The following is a 24,649-nucleotide window of genomic DNA, read 5'->3' on the forward strand; positions in this document are numbered from 1 at the left end:
ACCCTTGAAGATCCGCCCGCTTCTGTGGCCCTATTACAGCATTCCAAAAATTGATTGCCAGCACTGCGTTCACACGCAGGGGAATGCCAAAGGGGTTTCGCATGACTTTTTCGTCCAACGCACCGGAAGATCAAACCAAAACCAAAGCCACCGATGATGGTGATGCTGTTTTGAAAACACCGTCACTGGACGGTCTGCGCGCCCGTCGCCCCGGCGAATACAACATTCAATCCGGGTTGAAACGCCTGCGCATCACTGCGGCCCCGGATATCGACAATACCCCGGATGAGGACGACACCGAAGCTGTGGCAAGCCCCGGCCTGTCCGCGCCGTCTGTGTCGGTATCAACCCCGTCATCGCTGTCCACGTCGAGCCTGTCCGTACGGGCAAGCCGGAATAACGATGCAGAAGCCCCCGCTGCTGAAGAAGTGGACGAGGAACCCGTTTTGATGCTGTCCCCGGTGAATGCACAATCTTTTGGCAATGATAACCCGTTCAAAACCCCGATGGCTGTACGTGTTGCACAGGTTGCGGGCGTTTTCTTCAGCGTGTTCTGGGTCGTTCTGACGGTGGTCTACGCCGTGGCGCAGGGCATTTCGCTCAGCCCGGATGTTCTGGGCCTGTATCTGGCGGGTGCGTTGGCGCCGGTCGTTCTGCTCTGGACGTTGATCAGCATGGTTTCGCGCGGCAATGAAATCCGCCGTTATTCCGAAGTTTTGCGCGGTGAATTGCAATCCATCATCTATCCGACGGAAGAGCGTGCGCGCAAAGTATCGCACGACATCGAAATCCTGACGAAACAGGCGACCGAACTGGCTGGCGCGTCGCGTGCCGTTGTGAAATCCATCAACCGCGCCCGTCACGGTTTGCGTACCGAAGTGCGTGATTTTGTTGGTATTTCCAAGAAAACCGAATTCCACATTGATCGTCTGGCCGAAACGCTGCACGAACGGGCTGAAAAACTGCTGGTCCTGACGGATGAAATTGAACAGCGCACCGATGGTATCAATACCAAGACGAAAGAGGGCGCGACCGCTTGGGATGAAGCCACGGTGAAAATCCTGGATCGTGCATCGGAAATTGAAAATGCCATGGGTCGTGGCGCAGACAAGATTCTGGCCGCCGCCGATCAAGCCAAGGATAAAACCAAGGACATCGAAACGCACCTGAACGGCAGCTATGACGGGCTGAACAAAGCCGTGGACCAAGTGGCCGAACGTTTGAAGGCGCTGTCCGAACAATTCGATGGCCACACCAAGGGGCTGGCCACCGCCGCCGATCATGTGTCGGTTGAAACACGCCGTCTGGCCGGAACAATTGAAAGCCAAATCCAGTCGCTGGAGGAAACCACCAGCCGCACGCTGGAATCCATGGCGAAATCCAGCCAGTCGATCGAAGATCACCGCAAAGAACTGGACCGGGGCGCGGAATCCGTCGCCGCACAGGCCGAGAAGATTGCATCGACCCTGTCCGGTGGTATCGACCGTCTCGATCAGGCGGCGGATGATCTGGTGTCCCGCACCAACACGTTGGAAACCCGTTTGGAAACCCAGGCCGAAAAACTGCACGAAACCGTGCGCGGCATTTCCAACGGTGCCGACGCGATTGAGGAAGCCGGTGTATCGGCGGCCAACAAATTGTCCGAAGCCATGGGCACGGCATTGTCGGGGGCTGAATCCATCAGCGCCGCCGTTCGCCGTTCCATTGAATCACTGGAAAAATCGACCCAGTCGGCCAAGGAACAGGCGGAATCTCTGATTGAATCCGCTGAATCCAGCATCGCCAAACTGAACGAAGCGGGTGCAGGCAATGTTGACCATGTCCGCGATATCGTCAGCATGCTGGAGAAGAGCCGCGCCCAGATTGCCGAGGCCAGTGCGCTGGCCGACGAACAGGTGCGCAAGCTTTCCGCCGCGGTTGAGGAACAAGCCGAAACCATCACCGTATCGGCCGCCAGCATGGTGGACCGCATTGAATCCGTCCGCACGTCCCTGTCTGAACCGTTGAAGGACATGACGCATGCCGTGGCCGAAGCCGATGCGAAGCATGAAGAAATTGAAAACACATTGCGCCGCCGTGTGTCGGATTTGAACGAGGCCAGCGACAAGGCGAAGGACAGCGCGGAACATATCCGCACCATCCTGCGCGGTCAGGCCCAGGAAATTTCCACGCTGGCCGGTCAGATTGCTGGCAATGCCCGCACCATCAACGACCAGATGGCCCAGCAAAGCGACCAACTGGGCGACAAAGTCCGCAAGGCGCTGGACGATGTGGACTCGGTCCGCAAGGCACTGGAAACGCAAGCTTCCCGCCTGCACAGCCTGTCCGAAACGGCTGTATCCGACATTTCCGAACTGGAAGGCCAAGTGGCCGCCCGTTGCAAGGAGGTGGAGGAATCCACATCCGCCGCATTCGGAACGCTGGAATTGATGGACGCCAGCATGGGTGACCATGTCCGCACGTTGAAAGACCGCGCGGAAATTGCCTCGGCCGCTGTGGTCAGCGTCCGCGAAGCGTTGGAAAAAACCGCAACCGGGTTTGAGCCGCTGTACACCAAAACAGTGGAGCAGGTTGGCGATATGCAGAAACGGTTCGAAGTTCTGCGCCAGACCTATGACGACAGCGCGACCAGCAACCTCGACAAGCTGAAACAAATTGGCATCGTGTTTGATGACCGTTTGCAATCCTTGCGCGGTGGTGCGGATCAGGCGGCGAAAATCCTGAAAATCTCCAGCGAAGATTTGCAGGAACGCGTGATGGATATTGAATCCGCCGCCCGTTCGGCCAGCGACAAGATGCGCGACATTCAAATGTCGCTGGGCGATCAATCGTCCGACATCCACCTGATCACCGATCAGGCGTTGCTGAAGATTGAAAGCATCCAGAAAGCCATTAACGAACAATTCCACGAATTGTCCGAAGCGGTGGGTCAGGCCCTGACCCGGATCGACACCGTGGGCGATGCGTTGGGCAAATCGGCGGAAACCGTCGATCTGGCCGCGGAACGCGCCGTGGCCCGTTATACGGAAGTGGGCGAAATGGCCCGCGCCGAAACGGAAGAACTGAACCAGGCATCGGCCAAATCGGTCAAACTGACTGAAGTGCTGGTGTCGCAGGTTCAGGCCGAAGCCGAAAAACTGCTGACATCGTCCCGCGATACGCTGGTCGAGCTGAAGAAGACCAGCGATGGCTTCGCTCAGCGTAGCCGCGAAGTGGCTGAACAGATGAAGGCGTCGCTGCAGACATCGCAATCCTATGGTGCCGAATTGCGCCAGCAGGTTTCGATTGTGGCCGAAGCCTCCGCCGAAGCCGGGGACAAGGTCAGCCGCGTCGTGTCCGACCTGAACAGCCGTTTGGACGATATCCGCACCGCCACCACCGAAACGATGGTGAAGGTCGAAAAAGTTCGCGATGGTCTGTCGGTCGAATCCGATCGTTTGATCTCGGTTTCATCCTCGGCGATCAAGGCTGCGGACGAAGCGGCGGATACGTTCAGCCGTCAATCCAACGCCCTGTTCAAAGCGGTACAGGATGCGGCGGACCATGCCGAGAAGATCCGCACAATGGATGCCCGCATCCAGCGCGAAGCCTTCCTGTCGGCGGCGAAATTCATCGTGGAATCCCTGCATTCCCTGTCGGTGGATTTCACCCGCATGCTGGACGGCGAAGTGCCGGAAAAAACATGGAAAGCCTTCCAGAAGGGCGATGTCGGGGCCTTTACCCGCCGTCTGTCCCAGCTGGGCGACGAATTGCCGATGGACAAGCTGCGCGAGAAATTTGCAAGCGACAGCGAATTCCGCACCTATGTCCAACGCTTCCTGCGCCAGTTCGAAGACATGTTCGAACAGGCCAGCGCGAACGACCACGGCGACCTGCTGTCCTCGACCTTCGCATCCAGCGATCTGGGCCGTTTGTATGTCGTCCTGTGCGGTGCGGCTGGCCGTGACGCAAAACTGACCCGCGAAGATCGTCGGGTTGCGTAAAGACGCAGGCATACAATAAAAAAACACCGTCACCCCGGAAATCCCGTCAGGGATTATCCGGGGTTTCTGCCATAATGGCGACCATTACGGCACAAATCCCGGATAAAGGCGTGCGCCTTTTCCGGGATGACGAATAAAAAAATTTGGGATGATGTTTATGAGTTGGGTTCTCTTCGCCTTTTTGCCGCCCTTCCTCTGGACGATGAACAATGTCATCGACCAGATGCTGGCCCGGGATTTGTTCCACCGGTCGGCGTTTTCTTTTCTGATTATTTCCGGGGCCTTGACCCTGCCAACCGCCATTGTCATGGCGGTGGCCTACCCGCAGGTTTTTGACATTCCTTGGGAAACCGTCATGTTGCTGTTTGTGGGCGGCTTGTTTGGTTTTGCGGGGGCGTGGCCCTATGTCATGGCGATTCAGAATGATGATGCCGCCAGTGCGGTGCCCATCCTGCAAACCGTGCCGGTTTTCGTTTATTTGATGGGGTTTTTCCTGCTGGGGGAAACGCTGAATGCGGTCAAGCTGGCCGGGGGTGGGCTGGTTGTTGCCGGGGCCATGGTGTTTGCGTGGAACCCCGATACACGCAAATTGCACGCGCGGACATTGATTCTGATGCTGATCAGTGCGCTGATCTGGGCGGCGTATGGTGTATGGATCCGGTACTGGACCCAGGATTTGCACTGGATGGTGGTGATGTTCTGGATCTACGTCGCGTGGGTGATCTTTGGTGCCGTTGGGTTGGCGTCGGTGCGCGAAATTCGCAATGATGCGCGGCTGATCCTGAAATCCGGAAAGTTTTTGTCGGTCCTTTTACCCTTGTTAATGCTCCAGCAGGTGATGCTGTGTCTGGCGGATCTGGCCACAGCCAAGGCGATGTCGATTGCGCCAACGGCGGTGCAGGTGTCGTTGTTCAACGGGTTACAACCGGTCATCATCATGATTTTGTGCGGTATTTTTTATCGCTTCCGCCCGGATGTGTTCGAACCCATCCGCATGGGGTCGCGTTTGTATTACCGCTTGGTATGCGTAGCGGTTATGTTTGTGGGGATGGTTCTGCTGCTGACATAGCGGCCTGATCCGCGACAATGGTGACATTGTACATCTGGCGCAACGCCGTGGCGGGCAGGGCGGTTGAAATGGGATCGTGCAACATACGGTGCAGGATTTCGGCCTTGTGTGGGCCCTGGACCAACAAAATAGTTTCCCTTGCCCGCATAATGTGGCCCAGCCCCAGCGTGTAGGCTGTGGGCGGGACGTGGTCCATTCCACCCCAATAAGCGGCATTGGCGGCCAAACTGTCCGCGGATAGATGGATCAATCTGGTGCGGGCATCAAACGCGCTACCCGGTTCGTTGAACCCGATATGGCCATTGGTGCCCAATCCCAAAACTGCAATATCAATGCCGTTTGAATCCAATTGTGCATCCATGCGCGCGCATTCGGCGGAGGGATCGGGGGCCGCGCTGTTGAAAATGGTGCGGTGTGTTGGTGGGATGGACAGCGGCGTTAAAATATCGCGGGCCAGCCAGTTGGAAAATAAACGCCGATCATCCGGGGCCAGCCCCGCATAATCATCCAGCGCAACATAATGGAACCGGTCCCACAGATCGCGACGGTGCGCGTGGTGCGCGATCAATTCACGATACAGGCCCAGCGGTGTGGACCCGGTCGGCAAAACCACCCGGATCGGGCCGTTTTTGGCCGCAGCCCGGTTCAGCGCACCCATGAAAATATCCGCCGCCAGCGTATGAAAGGCAGCATTGTTGGGGGCAATTTTGAGGGTCGGGGCGGTGTCCATTCCACATTTATGGCATTTAACGCATTGATTTTCAATAAGATTTTCGAATTTGCGTATTGTTCCGCCGCTGTATGCCGTGATAATCTTTTGGTAGGATTTATCGCCTATCCTTGATCCTAAGTTATTGACGCATAAGGGGCATCACACGTTATGGGCAAGACCAAATTCTGCCAGGGCATTTCGGATATTTCAGACAGCTATATGGCGTTCATCATCGACCAGTGGGGCGTGCTGCATAATGGCGAGCGCGCTTATGATGGCGTGATCGATTGTTTGAAGGAACTTAAAGGCCGCAAGAAACAGATTATCATTCTGTCGAACTCCGGCCGTCGCGCCAGCGAGAATGCCGACAAGCTGAAAGAGATGGGCATTGGCCCCAGTCTGTATGACCATATCGTCACGTCCGGCGAACTGACATGGCAGGGACTGCACGATCAGAACGAAGGCGTATTTGAAAATATCGGCACGAAATGTTTTTTGATCAGTCGCAACGATGATCGATCCATCATTGATGGCTTGCCCGAAATTGAATTGGTGCATGATATTGACGAAGCTGACTTCCTGTTGATCAGCGGGTCCGATGCGCCGGAAAAAAATATGGTTGACCATTATGAGCCGATTTTGAAAAAGGCCATTCGTCGTCGTTTAAAAGCCATTTGCGCCAATCCGGACAGTCGTATTCTGATTGGTGCCAATTCGGCCCTCGGCCCCGGCATGATTGCTCGCCGGTATGAAGATTTCGGCGGTGTCGTGCATTATATTGGCAAACCGTTTAAGCCAATTTTCCAGCATTGTGTGAAACTGTTGCAGGAAAAGCAGATTTACCCCGGTGAAACCGTGATGATCGGTGACACGATGGCGCATGACATTGTGGGTGCGGCGGCCATGAATATTGATACATGCCTGGTTCGCGCTGGCTTGCATCTGGGTGCGTTTAAACAGGCCCATACGCCATCCGAGGTGGACAAGGTTCTGAATGTTCTGGTCCTGCAATACCACAACGTGCGCCCGACTTATCTGGTCAACACGATGGTCTGGGGCCGGGCTTTGCCGGACCGGAAGCACAAGAAGCGCAAGGTTACGGCTTAAGTTTTTTATCCCCGCTACGGCGGGGATAATTTTTTAAGATTGTTTTGGTGGGATTAAAATATTCACCGCCGCATGAATTTCATCCAGCGCCCGTTCGGCGGCCAATTCGCCTTCATGGATCATCTCACGCGCGCGTTCGAATTCCAGCATGCCAATATGCCCGATGCGCGGGCGGATATGCACGTCTGGCGGGTCGCCCGCCAGACGGGATCGCGTTAAACGGTCCTGAATAATCGTCAACGCCGACACCATCACGCCGAACAGGCTGGGCGCGTTGGGTTCGCGGTTGAAAATGCGGCGCCCCAGACCGCCTGTGAAGGGTTTTTGATCGTCTGGGTCAACATGCTCGGGGTTAAACACATCAAACCCTAAAACGCTCTGGTACGATGTTCCGGGACGGCGGGATTTGCCGATCATATCGGCGTTCAAATCCACGGCGATGGTCATGTGCGCGCCGTATGAATGCAGCGGCGATACAGGAACCGGGTTTAACAACGCGCCATCGACCAACAGCCGATTGTTCAAATCAACCGGCGGAAATACGCCGGGCAGGGCGAACGATGCCCGCATGGAATCCACCAGCGATCCACGACGCAACCAAACTTCGTGTCCGGTGACCAGATCGGAGGCAATGCACACCAGCGGGACGGGCAAATCCTCGATCATCATCTTGCCGAAATGATCGTCCAGAACGGCATTCAAACGGTGTCCACCGATAATTCCGGCGCTGCGGACCCGGAAATCCAGATAACGGAAAATTTTGCGGCGGTTCAGGGACAGGGCCCAGTCTTCCAGCGCGTCCAGTTTTCCGGCCAGATAGGCCCCACCGACCAACGCGCCGATCGAGGTGCCCGCCACCAGACCGGGGCGAATGCCGTGGCGGGACAGGGTCTTTAAAACGCCAATATGCGCAAATCCCCGCGCCATCCCGCCGCCCAGAGCCAGCCCGATCAACGGGACAGGGGGCGCAGGTTGTTTTGGCGTTGAATCAGAGGGTTCCGCCACGGTTTCGATCCTTTCGGGGCTGGTTTCGAACGCGGATTTATTGTATCACAAGGACGTTAAACGGGGGATAAGCCACAGTTTTTCTTGATCGTTCTGTCATCGGGGGGTAAGTCTAACCCCTGTTTACGGAATATCCTAAAAAGAGGTTTTTACAATGCGACAATCCCGTTTCAGTACCATTTTCGCCCTGTTGGCGTTGTCCGGCCCGCAATCGATGGTGTTCATTGATATCATGTCGGCCTTTAATCGTGCCCAGCAATTGACTCAGGGGCCGGTCCAGTCATGGCGTTCGGATAAAAACGGTTTTACGGCTCTGCCTGATCGGGATGCGCGGACGCGGTCCAATGCCGGGAAAATGCACACGTTTGCGCCACCCAGCCATCCAGCCCGCAAGAAGGGCTATACCCAGCCCCGTAAATTTCACTAAGGACTGATATTTTGACCACCACGCCCCAGCCGCCTTCGCCGAAACGGGATTCAACCTATGTGATGGTGCGCCGCCTGGTGCGCGATTACGTGCGGCCCTATTTCGGTACGCTGGGGTGGGCGATCTTGTTCATGTTGATCGGTGCGGGGACGACGGCGGCGTTTGCCGGGTTGATCGAACCTGTGATGGACCATGTGATGGTGGCTCAGAACAAGGGCATGATCCTGCCGCTTGCTGTGGGGATTTTGCTGTGCTTCTTCGTCAGCGGTATGGCCACATATGGCCACAGCGTTTTGATGAACAAGGTGGGTCAAAATATCCTGACTGATATTCAGCGCGACCTGTTTGCCCGTTTTATGGGTATGGATCTGGCCTTTTTCCACGCTAACCCCAGCGGCCAGTTGCTGTCGCGGATCATCAACGATGTCAGCGTGATGCGCGCGGCGGTGGCCGATGCCCTGACCGGGATTGGGAAAAGCTTTCTGACGCTGATTTTTCTGATTGGTGTGATGTTTTATCAGGATTGGAAACTGTCATTGATAGCCTTCACCGTGTTTCCACTGGCGGCGGGGATGGTGGCGTATGTGGGGCGCCGTCTGCGCAAAGTTTCTGGGAATATTCAGAATGAAACGGCCGGTCTGTCCGATATGCTGTCGCAAATCTTCCTCGGCGTACGGCAGGTGAAGGCCTATGGCATGGAAGGATATGAATCCGAACGCGCCGGCAACGCCATTAAACGCGTGCGCAATCTGGTCATGAAATCGGTGCGGATCGGCAACCTGACCGTTCCGGTGAATGAAACGCTGATCGGTTTGGCTGTATTCGGTATCGTTGTTTATGGCGGCTACAAAATTGTTGATGGCCAAACGACAGTGGGATCGTTGATGTCGTTTATTGCCGCCTTTGCACTGGCCTATGAGCCGATCAAGAAGCTGGCAAAGTTGAACAATTCTCTGCAGATGGGACTTGGCGCGACGGAACGTGTGTTCCAGATGATCGATATGAAACCCGCCATCCGCAACATGCCGAACGCGGTAGAGTTGAACACACGCATGCCGGAAATTCGCCTGGAAAACGTTGTGTTTCAATATGAGGGCGGCGATGGCCCGGCCTTGCAGGGTGTGACCCTGATTATCCCACCGGGCAAGGTGACGGCATTGGTTGGCCCGTCCGGCGGTGGTAAATCCACCATCATGAATTTGATCCCGCGTTTCTATGACGTAAACGAAGGCGGGGTCAGTGTGGATGGATATGATGTCCGCGAACTGACCATGGAATCCCTGCGCCGTCATATCGCGCTGGTGTCACAAGATATTACGATTTTTGACGATACGGCGATGGCGAACATTGCCTATGGCCTGCAAGGGGCCACGTTGGATGAAGTCAAAGCCGCAGCCCGCGCCGCCGAAGCCGACACGTTTATCAGCGCCTTGCCCGAAGGGTATAACACCCGCCTTGGTGAGAATGGCGTGAAATTATCCGGGGGACAGCGCCAACGGATCGCCATTGCCCGCGCCATTTTACGTGACGCGCCGATTTTGCTGTTGGATGAGGCGACATCCGCACTGGACAATGAATCCGAACAGGCAATTCAACGCACGTTAAATAAACTGCAAACCGGGCGCACAACGCTTGTGATTGCACACCGCCTGTCGACCGTGCAGAACGCGGACCAGATTATTGTTCTGAAAGATGGAAAAATCGCGGAACAGGGCAAGCATGATGATCTTCTGGCACAGGGCTTGATCTATGCCCGCATGTATCAGGCGGGATTGAAGGAATAATGATCGCCATTCTCAAACGCTATACAAAACGAGATTTAAAGCGCATGGCGTTTGCTATTATATGTGGGTATATCGGACTTTTGGTGTTCCTTTATGCCGCGCAGCGCAGCTTTATTTACGTCCCTGATCGCCATATGGAATCCCCCGAATATTACGGTGTTCGGGGGTACGAGGTTGTGCAAGTCACAACCGAAGACGGTTTGACTCTGTCGGGCTGGTATCATGCGCCATCATCGCCGGTTGCGCCCATCATTGTGTATTTCCATGGTAATGGTGGGTCGTTGATCCAGCGGACCGAGCGCGCGAATTTATACGCGCAAGCCGGGTACGGCGTTTTGTTTGGCGAATATCGCGGCTATGGCGGTAACCCCGGACAGCCAAGTCAGGATGGGTTATTTGCCGATGCGCGGGCCTATATCGACTGGTTGCGGGCGCGGGGCGTGACTGATGATAAGGTCATTCTATACGGTGAATCGTTGGGAACGGGTGTGGCGACCTATGTCGCGGCGGAATATGCGCCAGGCATACGCGGATTGGTCTTGGAATCGCCTTATACATCCCTTGGTGATATCGGACGGATGCGGTTTTTCTTTGTGCCCGTCGATCTGATGCTGAAAGACAAATTTGATACGAAATCACGGATTGGCACTGTGAAGGTTCCTGTTCTGATCATCCATGGACGGCATGATATGATTGTGCCCTTCAAATATGGTGAGCGTGTTTATCAGGCCGCAAACGCACCAAAATTATTCCGTGAATTTTCTGATGCCGGTCACAATGATTTGTACCCCAAAGGGGCGTGGCCCGTTGTGCGTGAGTTTATGGACGCGTTGGCGCAATAACTCTCTATTGTCATAATTTAAAATCGTGCGCTTTGGCTTGCTTCATACAGAGGCGAGCGCGTACCATACGCATTGAACTTCAAGGGGGATTTCAATGCCGTGTATGAAAGCCATGTTGACCGATATTATCAGCGTCCGCCCGGACCAGACCGTGGCCGATGCGATCCACGCGTTTGAAGACCAGCATGTGCGGTCTGTTCCCGTCGTTGATGCGAATGGCACATTTCACGGTATGCTGAGCATTCATGATTTGATGAAATTCCTGATCCCGCCGTCCTATTTCCTCGCCCACGTGCCGTGGCACTTGGATTTCATTATGGGGGCAACGGAAGACAAGGCCCGCATTCTGGCCGATTTGCAGAAAAAAACTGTGCGGGAACTGATGAACGAGGAAATTGTGACGGCCAAGCCCGACACACCCATTTCCGAGGCTATTCGCCTGTTGTTTCAGAATGGCAGCCCACTGCCGATTGTTGACCAGAGCAAGAAACTCGTTGGCCTGGTGTCGGAACAATCTGTTTTGCGGCATTTGAAAGACACTTTGCACGATAAAGGGGAATAAGCCCGATGGTTGTCGATCACGCCGCCGCGCCGCAAGTGTTATTCGGAATGGACCCGATGATGGTGTCCACCGCGATCCTGATTTTTGCGTATGCCTTTATTATTTCCGAAAAAATCAACCGCACCATTATTGCGCTGCTGGGCGGGGCGTTGATGATTTTTATGGGCGTGCTGAACCAGGATATGGCGATCAAGGGGGTGGATTTTAATACGATCGCCCTGTTGACCGGAATGATGGTGATTGTGTCGATCACGGAAAAAACCGGCGTTTTTCAATATGTGGCGATTTTGTCGGCCAAGCTGGTGAAGGCCAATCCGCGTGCGTTACTGATTGTTATGGGCCTTATTACGGCGATGTTTTCGGCGTTGCTGGATAACGTGACCACGGTTTTGTTGACCGTTCCCATTACCTTGTTGCTGACCGACCAATTGAAAATCAATCCGTACCCGTTTTTATTCGTGCAGATTTTTGCATCAAATATCGGCGGCACCGCCACGCTGATCGGGGATCCGCCCAATATTATGATCGGATCTCAGGTGGGTCTGAGCTTCATGGATTTCGTCAACAATGTTGGGCTTCCGGCATTGCTGTGCCTGATCTTTATCATGGTGTTCTTTGATTTCTTCTGGGGGCGGAAAATGGTGGCTGCTGAATCTGCGCGCGCGGCCATCATGCGTTACGTCCCGACGGAAGCGATTGAGGATAAAGGCCTGCTGATCAAATCGCTGATCGTTCTGGCGCTGGTTCTGGCCGGTTTCATTCTGGGGCATGATCATGGATTGATGCCGGGTACGGTGGCATTGGCCGGGGCGGCTTTGTTGATGCTGTTGCAATGCGTTGGCTTGAGTGCGGAGAAACAGTCGCACAAGGTGCATGAATCGTTTCAAAGCGTGGAATGGGGCACCATTTTCTTCTTCATTGGCCTGTTCGTTCTGGTTTATGGGGTTGAAGTCGCCGGAGTTTTAAATCTGATGGCGACAAAGCTTCTTGATATCACCAACAACGACCTGTTTATGGCCAGCATGGTGGTGCTGTGGTCATCGGCTGTGTTGTCGGCGATTGTTGATAACATTCCATTTGTTGCCACGATGATCCCGTTGATCAAATCAACCACGGCGGCCTTTGGCGGGCCCGATGCGGTTATGCCGTTGTGGTGGAGCCTGTCACTGGGGGCTTGTCTGGGCGGGAATGGATCACTGATTGGGGCCAGTGCCAACGTGATGGTGGCGGGGTTTGCCGAACGCGCCGGGCACCGTATTTCATTCCTGAAATTCATGGCGTTGGCCTTTCCGCTGATGCTGGTGACGATTGCGATTTCAACGGTCTATGTGTGGTGGGCGTTTTTCTAGAATGATGAAGCTTGCTTTGATGGTCTTGGTGGCGTTGGCTATGCCTGTGGGTGCGGCGCGGGCCCAACAGGACGTTCCGGTCAATTATTCCTCTCCACTGGTCATTGCCACGGCAGAGGGGGCGCGCCATGAATTTATGGTCGAGGTGGTCCAGACGGGCCCCGCCCGGACCCAAGGTCTGATGTTTCGAAATTCTATGCCGCCCGAGGCCGGGATGCTGTTCCTGTTTCCGGAGAGTGCGGAGCGGTATTTTTGGATGAAAAACACGCTCATCCCGCTCGATATCGTGTTTATTCAGGGGAATGGCACGATTCACCATATTCACGAAGGGGCCAAGCCACTGGACTTAACCCCCATACCCTCCAATGGCCCAGTGCCTGTGGTGCTGGAATTGAATGCCGGAACAGCCAGGGCCCTGGGAATTAAGCCCGGGGATCGGGTTCTGCACCCGGATGTGGCCAATTCGCTTGCCCCGGGCGCCGGAAACCAGTAAAACAGCCCAGTCCGATGGGAATCACGGGGCGTAGCGCAGTCCGGTAGCGCGCCTGCTTTGGGAGCAGGATGCCGGGGGTTCAAATCCCTCCGCCCCGACCATCCGCTTTCGCTTACGCTACAGCGCGATTGGTTCGCGAAGCGAAGCGGGCGGGATGTAGCGTTAGAGAAACGGATGCCGCGCCGTAGCCCCACAGGGGCGCAGGCGGGCTGTATCATCAAAATGAAATATGTCTATATCCTTAGAAGCCTTGTGGACCCGGAGCGGTTTTACGTGGGTGCAACAACGGATCTTAAGCGGCGTCTTGCGGACGCATAACGCCGGTGAATCAATCCATACAAATAAATACAAGCCTTGGGAAATAAAGACATATTTGGCTTTTGATGATCCATTAAAGGCTGATATGTTTGAAACCTTCCTGAAGACGTCAAACGGGCGGCAATTCGCGAAAAAACGTCTGTGATTGACAATTCGTGGGGAGCGTGGCGAAATCGCGCCAAAGCAAGCAGAGAGCGGGAATCATGAAAGTCACCATTTTCAAGCCAAGTCGTAATGTCATGCAATCCGGGCTGGGGAAGACCAAGCTGTGGGTGCTGGAATATAATCCGGCGACGCCGCGTGGGCCGGAGCCGTTGATGGGCTGGACAGCGTCTGGTGATACGTTGAATCAGGTTCGCCTGACCTTTGCCAGCATGGACGAAGCGATTGCCTATGCCCAGAAAAAGGGCTGGGAATACACGGTTCTGCCTGAACATACCCGCCGCGTTGTTCCGCGCAATTATGTCGATAATTTCGCCTATGTTCCGCCGGAAAAGAGCGCTAAGGCGTAATTTCACCCCAAAAGCGCCCGTAGCTCAACTGGATAGAGCATCCGCCTTCTAAGCGGACGGTTGCAGGTTCGATTCCTGCCGGGCGCGCCATTTCTTCCAGAAATTGCGGCCCTTTTTTATGATGGTTCGGACTTTGCCCGAACGGGCGCGCCATTTTCTTCGAAAATCAGGTCTTTTAGACGGTGCACGCAGGTGCGCCGTTTTGTGTGTTTGGGGCTGTATTTGCGGATTGGGCAAAAAAAGGTCCGGAGACCTTTTGCAAGGACCTCCGGACAAACGGCGGTAATAGAGGGTGTGTAACTATTTTGTAGCCCAATACCGGAACCGGTGCAACACAAAAAACGCCAAAAGACAGTTTTTTTCTGCCATATTCGAAACTATCTGCAGTAAAAACAAATAAACGAGTAATAGTGATTAAAAAATATAGTACTCAAATACATTTTTCTTATTCATCAAGTTAATGAAACTATGGTTTTGAATATATAGATTGGTTTTTTTCTTTGTTTAAATTACTTGTATTTAAGTAAATACAATAGAAAACGGTTCGGATGTGGGTTTGGGGCTGCCCGGATACTTGCCGCGCGGGGAAGAGGCTAAGCTAAACTTGTGAATAGGAAGTTAAAGCGTGGTGTGGCCGAAAATTAGCCCACGGAAATGGCGGAGTTCAGGGATTTTTGCCCCCATTCACACCACGATCCATCATAGACAGCGACATCATCCCGGCCCATTTCATGCAGCGCGAGGGCCAGAACGCAGGCGGTGACACCGCTGCCACAGCTGGTGATGATTCGTTTTCCGGCACCGGCGCGAATCATTTCGGCCATCGCGGGATGGTGGGGGATCAGGCGGGCCGTACCGGGATCAATCATGTCCATGAAGAACACATTGCGGCTGTTCGGAATATGGCCCGACGTTAAATGCGGGCGCGGTTCGGCGACGGATCCGGCAAAACGGTCCGGGCTGCGCGCATCGAGGATTAAATACTCATCGGGGCGGGTGTGGGCATCATCAACGGCCGCATGGTCGCATACCAGATGCGGGCGATAGGTGGCGCGGAACGGCGTTGTGGCGGCGGTTGGTGTGGGCGCCGGGCTAACATTCATGGGCAAGCCCATCGCCACCCACAACGGCAATCCACCGTTCAAGACGCGGACATTATCATGCCCATATAAACGGAACATCCACCATACGCGCGCGGCGGCCATGGCGATGCCGCTTTGGTCGTAGACGACAATCTGGCTGTCATTGCGAATGCCCATGGCGGTGACGGCGGCGGCAAAAGCATCTGCACGCGGGACCATATGGGGCAGCGGGTTATCATGGTCTGCCACGTCATCAATATCAAAGAAAACGGCATTGCCGATGCGGGCCTGCGCATAAACGGGGTTCATCACGCCGTATGTCGCATCGACCAGCACCAGATTGTCTGGGGCCTCAGCCAGCAAACGGGCCAGATCCTGTGGTTCAATCAAGGCGGAAGAGGGCGTGGTCATGCGGCGGCCGCGGTGGCGTTACGGTTTTGACCGTTGATTGTGTAGACGGTAATGCCTTCGGTTTTGCCGCGCACGGATTGGTGGCCCATGGCTTCCAACTGGGCTTGCCAGTTCTGGCTCAGATCGCGGAGCAGGGCGTCGGACAGCAAAATTTTCGTGCCCAGTTCCTTGTTCATCTGTTCCAGACGGGCGGCGGTGTTGACCACGTCGCCATAGACGCCGAGGAACAATTTTTCTTCGCCAATCTGCTGCAACACGACCGGGCCGGAATGGATGCCGATGCGGAAATCGGGCACGGTTTTATAAAGCTTGCGGTATTCATGGCGGCTGGAATCCAGCTGCGTGCGCAGGGCGATAACCGATGCCAGGGCGCGGTCTGCATGTTTGCGCGGCCACAGAACGACCAGGCCGTCACCTGTGTAATTGACGATATCACCACCATGAATGCGGAAGATGGCCGTGGCGTCAAAAATAAAACGCGCGATTAAGTCCATAGCGTCTTTGGGCGGCAGACGTTCGGCGTTGGCGGATGACCCGACCATGTCAAGGAACAGCACAATGCGTTCGCGTTCCACCGGATGGTGATAGGTGCCGGACAGAAACTGCACGAAATGGTTCGGGCCGACCATGCCAATAATTTTCAGCAGGCCGATGGAAATGGTCGGTACCGTCACCGCGACGGCCAGGAAGTACATGTAAAATTCCGTCGGCAACCGTTCGACCAACGTCATCAGGCCATAAATAAAGACGGTTAAACCAAAGCTGGCCGACAAAGCGGCGCCGAGCATGATGATATACAGGCCGAGCCGTTGTGTCGGTGATGCACGGCGCAGGGACAGGCCGTGAATGGATTGTGTAATCTCAATATAAATCAACCAGCACAGGCCATACAGCGCCCAGAACGTCAAATGAACCGTGTCATCCACGGGCAGGGGAACACCGCTGAATTTCAGAATGCCAAAGGCGGCCATGGCGGTAATCACAAAAACGCTCAGGCGCGTGGCGAAGAAGAACAAAGCCGTTGCGCCGATCAGCGCGCATTCACCCCAGTAAATCAGCGCCAGGGACCCGACATGCAGCTTGTCCATATAAAACGCGCCCAGCGGTGCCAGGTTGAGCAGGATCAGAAGCGGGATCAGGAATTTCGGGCTGAATAGAAATTTAGGCATGGGCGTGCTTTGCAACTCTGTTTTTCATTCTGTAACTGCCCCGCACACCGTTTTTATAATTATGGGGCTATTGATCCCTGCAATCTATCATAGCGAAAGCGCAAACCCAAGGCATCCCGATGCAATAAGTGTCACGGGAATGATCCATTTCCAGCGAATCAGGCTGATGGACGCCAGTGCCGCCAATGCCAGTACAACCGGGATGGGGGCGGTCAGCGTTTGTTGGGCAATGGTGGCGGTTGTGACGGCGAACAGGCCGATGACGGCGGCGGCAATCGCATGTAATCCGCCATGCCAATGCGGGTTTTCGATGATTTTTTCCAGATGATTATGGCCCAGCAAGGTAAAGCCAAACGCCGGGAGGAATATGCCGAGGGTCATCAGAATGGCCCCGCCAACCCCATCGACCAGATAGCCCAAATAGGTGCCAAAAATCACCATCGGCGCGGGGATGATGCTGGACAGGGCGATACCGTCCACGAAATGCTGCATCGTGATGTTGGGGTACAGGCCCACCATGCTGTTTTCCAGGAACGGAATGACGGTATAGGCACCGCCGAAGGACAGCAGGCCCGCCTTCAACCCTTCAATAAACAATCCGCCATGGCGCAGGACGGACAGGGGAACGGTGGGTGAGGCCAGTGTGGTTGATGCGATAAACCCCGCAATAATAATCGCGCTGGCGATCAGCATGACGGGGCGGGGCCAGGCATGATCCATGTAATGCATGGTCAGCGCCGCCGCAAACACAACGAGAAAATGCACACCGGCAAAGGTCATCGCGCACGAGGCCAGTGCGATAAACCACAATATCGGCGTATCCAGCGTATGCCGCCCCATGCGGTACAGCGCTCGCACGATCAACGCGACCACAGCCGGTGCAACGCCCACAAAAATGGGCAACAACACATCCGCGCCCAAACGCACATACAATGCGGACAGGATCAAAATGAATACAAAGCCGGGCAACATAAACCCCAGCCCGGCCAACAGCCCGCCCAATCGCCCCATGCGCACCATACCCATATAGACGCATAATTCATGCGCCTCTGGACCGGGCAGGGCCTGATACACGGCCAGCGCACGGCGGAATTTATCGGGTGATATCCATTGTTCCCGCTCCACCAACGCATGGCGGATCATATCAATCTGCGCCACAGGTCCACCCCATGCGTTCAGGCCGAATTTGAGGAAAGTTTTGAAGATTTGAATTGGTGTTTCTGTGTCGTTCTTATTCATCTATTTCAATTTTTAATGCGATAGCCTGCCCCAATAAAGAACATAGCAATCCCAAATATGAAAGGAAGAAATCCGACCATGATGGCAATAAAACCAACGCCGGGAAGAAACAGAAGCGTGCAACCGCCACTGAGCAGCGTAATGATTGCAGCAAATGTCATAAGAATGCCTGCGTAGAATGATCTAATGTCGTTCTCTGCATTGGGCGGTGTGTTAGCCCCATGTTTTTTGGCAAACATGAGGCGCCCATTGAGTGCGATACAAAGCCCGATAAGCATGGGTATTCCTCCCGCAAAAAGAGGAAGAAGCATGTTCTGGATATGTCTTGTGTAGAAAGGCTGCCCGATTGTGTCGATTGCGCAAATACCGCTCGCTAGGGCGATGATTATGCCAATTGTGATAAGGGCGAGAGCGAAGAAGTTTTTAAGCGTCATCGTTCTTGTAATCCTGTTTACGAATAAAATTACCAATCAGAAATATGATGATCCCCAAGGCAAAACATGGCGGAGCTATAAGCATGATTTTTTGCTCCGTAAAAGATCCTCCTGCGCCAAGGATGGTGAAAAACCTTGCTATCGCAATGGTCAGTAAGGAGATTGTGATCCCACAGCCCATAATAATCTTGGCGTGTGTGCGCCTTCTCGGCGTTTGGCCAATTAAACGTCCTCCGGACGCAAGGGAAATGCCAACGAAAAATGGGAGAGCGCCTGCCATCGGTGCCATGATCGCGAGGATAGCCGCAAATTCTGAAAGCAAAAATGTATAAAATAAGGTACATCCCCCGCTGATGAGAATCATCAGCCAGCCAATGGATGTTAGTGCAAAGCTAGAGAATGTTCTTGGCGTCATTTTCTGTGCGTTATTTCTTTTGAGAAGGTCGTAACAATGACTTGGCGATGAAAAACATTGAAAGGCCAAACACGAATGGAATAATTCCAAAGGCGATTGCAAGCTCCCCAAATTCTCGGAATGCTAACAATGTGCATCCGCCGCTGAGCAAGGCCATGAGACCGCCAATAGTCATCAGTATATAGTTCAAGATGTTTCGGCCACTCATGGCAAATCCTCGCCACTGTCTTGATCGACATCATAGTATGTTGCGTAGGGTGGGGCGTGGTATTCTGGGGTGCGGTAAATCCATTTCCCGAGCCAATATATGCCGATCCCGATGATAAAGGGTATGCCGCCAACGGCGAAGGGGATCAGTATTACATCCGATAGGCCGCTGTTGTAGAGATACAGAAACAAGAAAAATACAGTGCAGCCACCAGACAGAAAGGCGGTAACCCATCCTAGAAACATCAAAGTATAAGCGAGAAAGTTTCTGACGCTCACAATATGCCCCGTATCCGTTTTCTCATGTCGTGAACAAGCCCATTGCGATAAAAAAGATTGTACGTGTCAAATGGGATGATCTGTTTTTCCGGGGTTACGAAATGGATACAGGATCGTTTTACATTTCCAACGCAGAAATTATAACGGTCAAGAAACTGGACGATCGTAATGCGGAAAATATTTTCGTATCCCAGATTTTTCAGGGCCGGGACTTCGGGCAAGCAGCATAGCAACGATTCCATGCGTTCCGCCGTATTCAAATCGCCGCTGGAGAGTGAGAACAAGTCGATGACTTTCTGTTTCAAATCCAGATTTTTTTCAAATGATACGGCATTTGGAACTTCGGCGATCAGCTCTTCCTGCGGGATAAGGGATGTGACGGGTGTAATTTTTCGGCCATCCCGTAACCCATAGGCGATGGATATCGATTCAGGATTGCAGGGCAGTGGGATGATATCCTCTGGCGCAAAAATATCGGACTGTTCGTAAATGGCGCGACGGATATCGGTTAGCAAGAAGCGATCTTCGTTTTTGTTGAATTTTTCATTGCGGCCTGCATCTTGTACGGGCTGGAAGGTAATTCCACGAACGCATTTGTAATTGAGGGCGTGGTCAATGATTGCGCCGATCTCATGGTCATTCACGCCCTTTTTAACCGTGACGACAAGTGTGGTAGAAATATTAAATTTCTCCAGATTGTCCAAAGCCATCCGGCGAATGGTGCGAAGGTCAATTCCGCGCAGGTTTTCGAGTGCGGATTTTTCCAATGAATCGAATTGGAGATAGATTTCAAATCCTGGAGAGAGTTTGGACAATTCCTGGACAAAGTCCCGGTCCCGCGCAAGGCGTACGCCATTAGTGTTAATCATTAGATGGCGAATGGGTTTTGTTTTAGCCAATTTAAGGATGTCGAGGATTTGGGGGTGGATGGTTGGTTCGCCGCCGCTGATTTGCAAAACGTCTGGTTCGCCTTCGCTTTCAACCAATGCATCCATTATCGATTCAATTTGTTCCAGCGACAGATTCTTTTTTCTGGCTGGCGATGATTCGGCAAAGCATACGGGGCATTCCAGGTTGCATTCTTCGTTCACTTCAATAAGCGCGAGGCAACTATGTTGTTCGTGATCGGCGCATAATCCACAGTCCAGCGGGCATCCGTATTCCGTTCGGGTTTGATATTTGTGGGGGCGGTCGCCGGGTTTGATAAAATCTTTGCACCATTTAAAATAAGCAGAATCGCTAGAGATTTTTGTTTTCTGAACCCCGTGCGTTTTGCATCGCTTTTGATAGAAAACATCATTGTCCTCTATCAGAATTTTTGCCGGAACTAGATCCATACATTCCTCGCACAAGGATGTGGTTTGGCCATAGAAAATATAGGGGGCCTGTTTACGCTGTTCTGTAGACACGGGTTTCTCTCCTCACCATAAAAACGCTGTACGTTACAATCGCGATACAAAGATATTGGAATGTATTGAGTGGCCCAATGATTGGTTCATAGGGTTTAAAAAATTCCCATGCAAAACGCTGGGTGGCGTAGAACCCAACGCAGAAATAGAACCCTTTTTTGATGATCAGATTGGGGCTGTATTTCAATGCAAGCAGTACGAATGCGACAAAGGCAACCATGCTGAGGCTTTCATAAATTTGCACTGGATGCCTGAGTATTCGGTCGCCGTAATCCCATCCCCAGGAAGAGCCGGTGGGGATGCCGTGTGTGTTGTCTTCCAACCCGGAAAAAAAGCAGCCAAGGCGTCCTATGATTACGCTAATGCAAAAGGGAATGATGTAGATATAGCCGGTTGATCCTTTGGTTCCATATAGCAGTTTATAGAGTTCAACCATAAGGATGGCGCCTGCAAGCGCTCCCAATATACTACGTCCGAACCCCGGAACCCCTGAGATGTGGAGGTTAAGGGTGCCAAAAAAATAGGCACCTGTGATGCTTCCCAAGCTTAGGCAGACAAAGTACAGGCCGTTAATGCTTGCGGCTGTTTGTTGCAGATCGTGTCGAAATCTCCACCTATAAGTGAGCCAGCCACTGCAGAGCGCAAGGAGGAGGGCTAGAAAATCAAATGCTGTATGAATAATAAGGGCATGTACCATGGCTTAAGCATAAACCCATGCTTAAGATTGTGCAAAAAAATAACCGCAACTTTGCGGTTTGTTTTTATGATCTATCTGCTCTTGAAAGAAATGGCTCCCTGAGCAGGATTCGAACCTGCGACCAATCGATTAACAGTCGATTGCTCTACCGCTGAGCTATCAGGGAATGCTCATATGCGAACGGGATGAGGGATAGAATATTATTCCCCGGATTTCCAGTCCTTTTTTTACTTTAACAACAATCTTTGGAGGCACGAGCCGGAATCGAACCGGCGTACAAGGATTTGCAGTCCTCTGCCTAGCCACTCGGCCACCGCGCCCCACCAAAGAATGCGTCAGGGGTAGGGATATGCCTGAAGTTCTGCGGGGCGTCAATGGCTGGTTAAGGGGAAAATGGATTTTTCCGTTCCTTAGTGTTCGCTGGGGCTTGACGGAATCGGTGGGCGGCGTAATTTAAGCACGGATAAACCATCCGGTTTAGATTTCTGCCTGCGTTGACTTATGTTAATTACTGTGTGTTCACGGGTGTATTCAAAGCCATGTCGCAAATTGACACGGACGGTCGGGCAAGGCAGTGAAGGAGATACGAAATACAAGCCAAAGTGGTTGCTGACGTTATGTTTAACCTGTGGAAAACTGCTGGTCAGCGAGTCGGTGATAGAGTAAAAAGGAAGAGGCCCGTTCGGGACCGCTTCCTGTTCCGTATCTTCTAACGTTTAAGTCTCTTGGTGTTGTCGATGAATTTTTCTCAGGCGCGCAGCGCGATGGTTGAATCCCAGATCCACACAATGGGGGTGGTCACGCCCGCCATTTTGGAGGCGTTTCGGACCGTTCCGCGCGAATCTTTCGTGCCGCCTCATCTGGCGGGTATCGCATATATTGATGAAGATATTCCTCTGGGCGATGGCCGCGTGTTGATCGAACCGGCTGTTCTGGCGCGCATGATTGAGGCCGCACAGGTCAATGCCAATGATGTTGTTTTGAATGTTGGTGACAGCACGGGATATTCGTCCGCAGTGTTGTCGTTGTTGGCCTCCACCGTGGTGACGATGGAATCCCACCCGGGTCAATTGGATGCGGCGCGCCATGCATGGGCGGCGTGTGATTACTGTAACATTGCGCCGATTACATGCGACGCGATGGAGGGGTGCCCGGAACATGCGCCGTATTCATTGATTGTGATGAATGGTGCCGTTGCCGAAATTCCCGAAATTTTCGTTGCACAATTGTCCGTGAACGGGCGGTTGGCTGCTGTTCTGAAACCCGATGCCAATGCCCCCGGCCATGCCGTGATTGTACAGCGCGTCGGCAATGAAAAATATTCGACCACGAAAGTGTTCGACGCGAGTATGCCGTATCTGCCGGGGTTTGAACCGCGGCGCGATTTTGTTTTCTAAACGATAACCAATTTTGGACCAACCCAACGAAGGACCTGCGCAAATGATCCGTAACCGAAACAAATTTTTGACTGGTGTAATGGCGTTGATGGTTGCAACGCCCCTGGCCGCAGCCAGTGCGCAGGATTACACCCCGAAACCGGGTGTTGGAATGGCGCCGATTATGGATGGCCCGGGCGAGCGTTCATCTGCTGGAAGCAAACCCCAGCCGGTGATCCAGAAAGCAACCAGCGCAAATGATGCCTATATGGGTGGTGCGGCCGCGCCGGGTACGGTGTCCAAAGATTCATCAAGCGACATGCCGAAGGCTTCGAACGGAGAAGATCTGAGCCGGGTTGCCGCAGCGCAGGCGGAAAAAGCCGAAGACATGGATATCAACATCCACACCATTCAAACGGCGGACGGCAAGGCTCCGGAACAAACATTGGGTGCTGTTCTGCGGTGGGCGTATGACAACAACCCGACCATTCGTGCCGCGCGTCAGGAACTGTACGCAACACAGGAAAACTTGCCACAGGCCCAAGCCGGTTGGAAGCCAACCGCCAGCGCCAATGCCAACGTGACCAAAACGTGGCTGGATGGCACGGGTGATCCGGATGGTTCAACGGAAAAAGGAATTGGTGCAGAAGTTCAGCAGCCGCTGTATCGCGGTGGCCGTACCGTGGCCTCAACCGACAGCGCCGAAAATTTGATTCTGGCGCAACGCGCGTTCCTGAAAGCCACGGAACAGGATGTGATGATCTCCGTCATCACTGCATATATGAACGTGTTGCGCGATCAGGCTTTGTATGACTTGTCCGTCAATAACCGCGAAGTGATCGCCCGCCAGTTGGAAGCGTCCCGCGCGCGTTTCGATGTGGGTGATGTAACCCGGACAGACGTATCACAATCCGAAGCCCGTTTGGCTCAGGCCGAAGCCGGCGTCACCAACGCGATTGGTCAATTGCGGTCCAGCCTGGCTGTGTATGAACAGGTTGTTGGTATGCCTGCAGGCCGCCTGGTTTATCCGAAGGTAAAAGTCAGTATCCCGGCATCACGTGATGCGGCCGTGTCCCAGGCGGAGACCGATAACCCGTCCGTTGTTGCGGCGGAATTCCTGCGCAATGCGGCGGAGCATGATATTGACCGCGTTTTTGGCGAATTGCTGCCGGAAGTGGGGCTGTTCGCACAGTGGAACCAGGCTTGGGACCCATCACCGGGTCTGTATGATGATTCTTCGGACACGGCGATCGGTGTGCGTGCGACCATTCCGCTGTACGAAGCGGGTGCCACGCGCTCCCGCGTGCGTCAGGCTAAGCACACGGAAAGCCAGCGTCTGCTTCAGATCAGCGAGGCGCGCCGCCTGGCCCGCCAGCAAGCAGTCAGCTCCTGGGAAGATCTGGCTGCGGCTCGTGCCGAAATCACCTCGCGTGAGGCCCAGGTTGTGGCCACCCGCGTTGCGCGTGATGGCGTGAAGCAGGAAGCCGAACTGGGGACGCGGACCATTCTGGATGCGTTGGATGCGGACCAGGAATATCTGGATGCGCAAACCGCCCTGGTCACAGCCCAGCGTGACGAGGTCGTAGCGCAGTATTTCCTGGCCTCGACGGTTGGCACATTGACCCCGGATTCGCTCGGTTTTCCAGAACTCAGCCATATGGAGGGGTATGACGCCCATCTGGATGACATAACAAGCCGTGTTTTCTCTATGGATACAGAAAATACGGTGGATCACGGCGATAACGGCCTTTGACAAGGGTGGAGCAAT

Annotated in this window: 22 protein-coding genes and 4 tRNA genes; 14 read left to right on the forward strand and 12 right to left on the reverse strand. The window is 53.7% G+C overall.

The features are described 5' to 3' along the window. Positions 1–101: 101 nt before the first annotated feature. Together MICA_RS05315 and MICA_RS05320 are read left to right on the forward strand one after the other, a co-directional pair. Positions 102–3,983, forward strand: a complete 3,882-nt coding sequence (locus MICA_RS05315; protein ID WP_014102680.1) for a hypothetical protein — start codon at positions 102–104, stop codon at positions 3,981–3,983. Between the two features lie 157 nt (positions 3,984–4,140). After that, positions 4,141–5,052 carry an EamA family transporter gene (locus MICA_RS05320; protein WP_014102681.1) on the forward strand — a complete coding sequence of 304 codons (912 nt, stop codon included), beginning with the start codon at positions 4,141–4,143 and terminating at the stop codon, positions 5,050–5,052. Here the strand turns inward: MICA_RS05320 and MICA_RS05325 are convergent. Then, positions 5,018–5,782: a glucosamine-6-phosphate deaminase gene (locus tag MICA_RS05325; RefSeq protein WP_014102682.1), complete on the reverse strand. Its 765-nt coding sequence runs from the start codon at positions 5,780–5,782 to the stop codon at positions 5,018–5,020. The two genes, MICA_RS05320 and MICA_RS05325, sit on opposite strands and share 35 nt — an antisense overlap. A 150-nt stretch (positions 5,783–5,932) precedes the next feature. On the opposite strand from MICA_RS05325, the gene MICA_RS05330 reads away from it, so the two are divergent. After that, positions 5,933–6,871: a TIGR01459 family HAD-type hydrolase gene (locus MICA_RS05330; RefSeq protein WP_014102683.1), complete on the forward strand. Its 939-nt coding sequence runs from the start codon at positions 5,933–5,935 to the stop codon at positions 6,869–6,871. Positions 6,872–6,904: 33 nt separating this feature from the next. Here the strand turns inward: MICA_RS05330 and MICA_RS05335 are convergent, their stop codons facing one another. Then, on the reverse strand, positions 6,905–7,876 hold the full coding sequence (locus tag MICA_RS05335) for a patatin-like phospholipase family protein (RefSeq protein WP_014102684.1): 972 nt from the start codon (positions 7,874–7,876) through the stop codon (positions 6,905–6,907). Positions 7,877–8,030: 154 nt separating this feature from the next. On the opposite strand from MICA_RS05335, the gene MICA_RS05340 reads away from it, so the two are divergent. The 9 genes from MICA_RS05340 to MICA_RS05385 all read left to right on the forward strand — a co-directional run bounded on the left by MICA_RS05340 (position 8,031) and on the right by MICA_RS05385 (position 14,253). Continuing rightward, on the forward strand, positions 8,031–8,303 hold the full coding sequence (locus MICA_RS05340; protein ID WP_014102685.1) for a hypothetical protein: 273 nt from the start codon (positions 8,031–8,033) through the stop codon (positions 8,301–8,303). Between the two features lie 11 nt (positions 8,304–8,314). Then, positions 8,315–10,087, forward strand: a complete 1,773-nt coding sequence (locus MICA_RS05345; protein WP_014102686.1) for an ABC transporter ATP-binding protein — start codon at positions 8,315–8,317, stop codon at positions 10,085–10,087. Further along, positions 10,087–10,929: an alpha/beta hydrolase gene (locus MICA_RS05350; protein ID WP_014102687.1), complete on the forward strand. Its 843-nt coding sequence runs from the start codon at positions 10,087–10,089 to the stop codon at positions 10,927–10,929. Before MICA_RS05345 ends, MICA_RS05350 begins: the two co-directional genes overlap by 1 nt. Positions 10,930–11,023: 94 nt before the next feature. Further along, positions 11,024–11,491, forward strand: a complete 468-nt coding sequence (locus MICA_RS05355) for a CBS domain-containing protein (protein ID WP_014102688.1) — start codon at positions 11,024–11,026, stop codon at positions 11,489–11,491. 5 nt (positions 11,492–11,496) lie between these two features. Next, positions 11,497–12,840, forward strand: coding sequence for an ArsB/NhaD family transporter (locus MICA_RS05360; protein ID WP_014102689.1), 1,344 nt, complete (start codon positions 11,497–11,499; stop codon positions 12,838–12,840). A 1-nt stretch (position 12,841) separates the two neighbouring features. Continuing rightward, a complete protein-coding gene (locus tag MICA_RS05365) occupies positions 12,842–13,333 on the forward strand; it encodes a DUF192 domain-containing protein (protein WP_014102690.1) in 492 nt (163 codons plus the stop codon). A gap of 24 nt (positions 13,334–13,357) precedes the next feature. Then, positions 13,358–13,434, forward strand: a tRNA-Pro gene (locus MICA_RS05370). Between the two features lie 420 nt (positions 13,435–13,854). Then, the gene (locus MICA_RS05380; RefSeq protein ID WP_014102692.1) at positions 13,855–14,163 is read left to right on the forward strand and encodes an ETC complex I subunit; all 309 of its coding nucleotides are present in this window, start codon (positions 13,855–13,857) and stop codon (positions 14,161–14,163) included. A gap of 13 nt (positions 14,164–14,176) precedes the next feature. After that, positions 14,177–14,253 (forward strand) — tRNA-Arg (locus MICA_RS05385). Between the two features lie 551 nt (positions 14,254–14,804). Here MICA_RS05385 and MICA_RS05390 read toward each other — a convergent pair. The 10 genes from MICA_RS05390 to MICA_RS05440 all read right to left on the reverse strand — a co-directional run bounded on the left by MICA_RS05390 (position 14,805) and on the right by MICA_RS05440 (position 21,825). Beyond that, positions 14,805–15,656 (reverse strand): sulfurtransferase, encoded by an 852-nt coding sequence (locus MICA_RS05390; RefSeq protein WP_014102693.1) that lies wholly within the window; start codon positions 15,654–15,656, stop codon positions 14,805–14,807. After that, entirely contained in the window at positions 15,653–16,825 is a 1,173-nt protein-coding gene (locus MICA_RS05395; protein ID WP_041793839.1) for an adenylate/guanylate cyclase domain-containing protein, read from the reverse strand. Before MICA_RS05395 ends, MICA_RS05390 begins: the two co-directional genes overlap by 4 nt. Before the next feature lie 87 nt (positions 16,826–16,912). Next, on the reverse strand, positions 16,913–18,064 hold the full coding sequence (gene chrA / locus MICA_RS05400; RefSeq protein WP_014102695.1) for a chromate efflux transporter: 1,152 nt from the start codon (positions 18,062–18,064) through the stop codon (positions 16,913–16,915). A 5-nt stretch (positions 18,065–18,069) separates the two neighbouring features. Continuing rightward, positions 18,070–18,498 carry a hypothetical protein gene (locus MICA_RS05405; protein ID WP_041793840.1) on the reverse strand — a complete coding sequence of 143 codons (429 nt, stop codon included), beginning with the start codon at positions 18,496–18,498 and terminating at the stop codon, positions 18,070–18,072. Beyond that, on the reverse strand, positions 18,488–18,913 hold the full coding sequence (locus tag MICA_RS05410; protein ID WP_041793843.1) for a hypothetical protein: 426 nt from the start codon (positions 18,911–18,913) through the stop codon (positions 18,488–18,490). The genes MICA_RS05405 and MICA_RS05410 overlap by 11 nt, the downstream gene beginning before the upstream one ends. 10 nt (positions 18,914–18,923) lie before the next feature. Continuing rightward, positions 18,924–19,121, reverse strand: coding sequence for a hypothetical protein (locus tag MICA_RS05415; RefSeq protein WP_041793847.1), 198 nt, complete (start codon positions 19,119–19,121; stop codon positions 18,924–18,926). 274 nt (positions 19,122–19,395) lie between these two features. Next, on the reverse strand, positions 19,396–20,808 hold the full coding sequence (locus tag MICA_RS05425; protein ID WP_014102700.1) for a radical SAM protein: 1,413 nt from the start codon (positions 20,806–20,808) through the stop codon (positions 19,396–19,398). After that, entirely contained in the window at positions 20,789–21,505 is a 717-nt protein-coding gene (locus tag MICA_RS05430) for a prolipoprotein diacylglyceryl transferase family protein (protein ID WP_041793853.1), read from the reverse strand. The genes MICA_RS05425 and MICA_RS05430 overlap by 20 nt, the downstream gene beginning before the upstream one ends. Before the next feature lie 91 nt (positions 21,506–21,596). Further along, a tRNA-Asn gene (locus MICA_RS05435) sits at positions 21,597–21,671 on the reverse strand. A gap of 80 nt (positions 21,672–21,751) precedes the next feature. Further along, a tRNA-Cys gene (locus tag MICA_RS05440) sits at positions 21,752–21,825 on the reverse strand. Between the two features lie 417 nt (positions 21,826–22,242). Here MICA_RS05440 and MICA_RS05445 point away from each other — a divergent pair. Next, positions 22,243–22,902, forward strand: a complete 660-nt coding sequence (locus MICA_RS05445; protein ID WP_014102702.1) for a protein-L-isoaspartate O-methyltransferase family protein — start codon at positions 22,243–22,245, stop codon at positions 22,900–22,902. A gap of 43 nt (positions 22,903–22,945) precedes the next feature. After that, a complete protein-coding gene (locus MICA_RS05450) occupies positions 22,946–24,634 on the forward strand; it encodes a TolC family outer membrane protein (RefSeq protein WP_014102703.1) in 1,689 nt (562 codons plus the stop codon). Positions 24,635–24,649: the final 15 nt, after the last annotated feature.

Origin of the sequence: Micavibrio aeruginosavorus ARL-13, from assembly GCF_000226315.1 — a bacterium.
Lineage (GTDB): Bacteria > Pseudomonadota > Alphaproteobacteria > Micavibrionales > Micavibrionaceae > Micavibrio > Micavibrio aeruginosavorus_B.

Excerpts from the sequence above, each read along its gene's own strand:
- MICA_RS05315 (WP_014102680.1), top strand. The coding sequence starts at position 102 with ATGACTTTTTCGTCCAACGCACCGGAAGATCAAACCAAAACCAAAGCC.
- MICA_RS05380 (WP_014102692.1), top strand. The coding sequence starts at position 13,855 with ATGAAAGTCACCATTTTCAAGCCAAGTCGTAATGTCATGCAATCCGGG.
- MICA_RS05395 (WP_041793839.1), bottom strand. The coding sequence starts at position 16,825 with ATGCCTAAATTTCTATTCAGCCCGAAATTCCTGATCCCGCTTCTGATC.
- MICA_RS05350 (WP_014102687.1), top strand. The coding sequence starts at position 10,087 with ATGATCGCCATTCTCAAACGCTATACAAAACGAGATTTAAAGCGCATG.
- MICA_RS05365 (WP_014102690.1), top strand. The coding sequence starts at position 12,842 with ATGATGAAGCTTGCTTTGATGGTCTTGGTGGCGTTGGCTATGCCTGTG.
- MICA_RS05330 (WP_014102683.1), top strand. The coding sequence starts at position 5,933 with ATGGGCAAGACCAAATTCTGCCAGGGCATTTCGGATATTTCAGACAGC.
- MICA_RS05415 (WP_041793847.1), bottom strand. The coding sequence starts at position 19,121 with ATGAGTGGCCGAAACATCTTGAACTATATACTGATGACTATTGGCGGT.
- MICA_RS05410 (WP_041793843.1), bottom strand. The coding sequence starts at position 18,913 with ATGACGCCAAGAACATTCTCTAGCTTTGCACTAACATCCATTGGCTGG.
- MICA_RS05450 (WP_014102703.1), top strand. The coding sequence starts at position 22,946 with ATGATCCGTAACCGAAACAAATTTTTGACTGGTGTAATGGCGTTGATG.
- MICA_RS05390 (WP_014102693.1), bottom strand. The coding sequence starts at position 15,656 with ATGACCACGCCCTCTTCCGCCTTGATTGAACCACAGGATCTGGCCCGT.
- MICA_RS05405 (WP_041793840.1), bottom strand. The coding sequence starts at position 18,498 with ATGACGCTTAAAAACTTCTTCGCTCTCGCCCTTATCACAATTGGCATA.
- MICA_RS05340 (WP_014102685.1), top strand. The coding sequence starts at position 8,031 with ATGCGACAATCCCGTTTCAGTACCATTTTCGCCCTGTTGGCGTTGTCC.
- MICA_RS05320 (WP_014102681.1), top strand. The coding sequence starts at position 4,141 with ATGAGTTGGGTTCTCTTCGCCTTTTTGCCGCCCTTCCTCTGGACGATG.
- MICA_RS05430 (WP_041793853.1), bottom strand. The coding sequence starts at position 21,505 with ATGGTACATGCCCTTATTATTCATACAGCATTTGATTTTCTAGCCCTC.
- MICA_RS05445 (WP_014102702.1), top strand. The coding sequence starts at position 22,243 with ATGAATTTTTCTCAGGCGCGCAGCGCGATGGTTGAATCCCAGATCCAC.
- MICA_RS05360 (WP_014102689.1), top strand. The coding sequence starts at position 11,497 with ATGGTTGTCGATCACGCCGCCGCGCCGCAAGTGTTATTCGGAATGGAC.
- MICA_RS05355 (WP_014102688.1), top strand. The coding sequence starts at position 11,024 with ATGCCGTGTATGAAAGCCATGTTGACCGATATTATCAGCGTCCGCCCG.
- chrA (WP_014102695.1), bottom strand. The coding sequence starts at position 18,064 with ATGAATAAGAACGACACAGAAACACCAATTCAAATCTTCAAAACTTTC.
- MICA_RS05325 (WP_014102682.1), bottom strand. The coding sequence starts at position 5,782 with ATGGACACCGCCCCGACCCTCAAAATTGCCCCCAACAATGCTGCCTTT.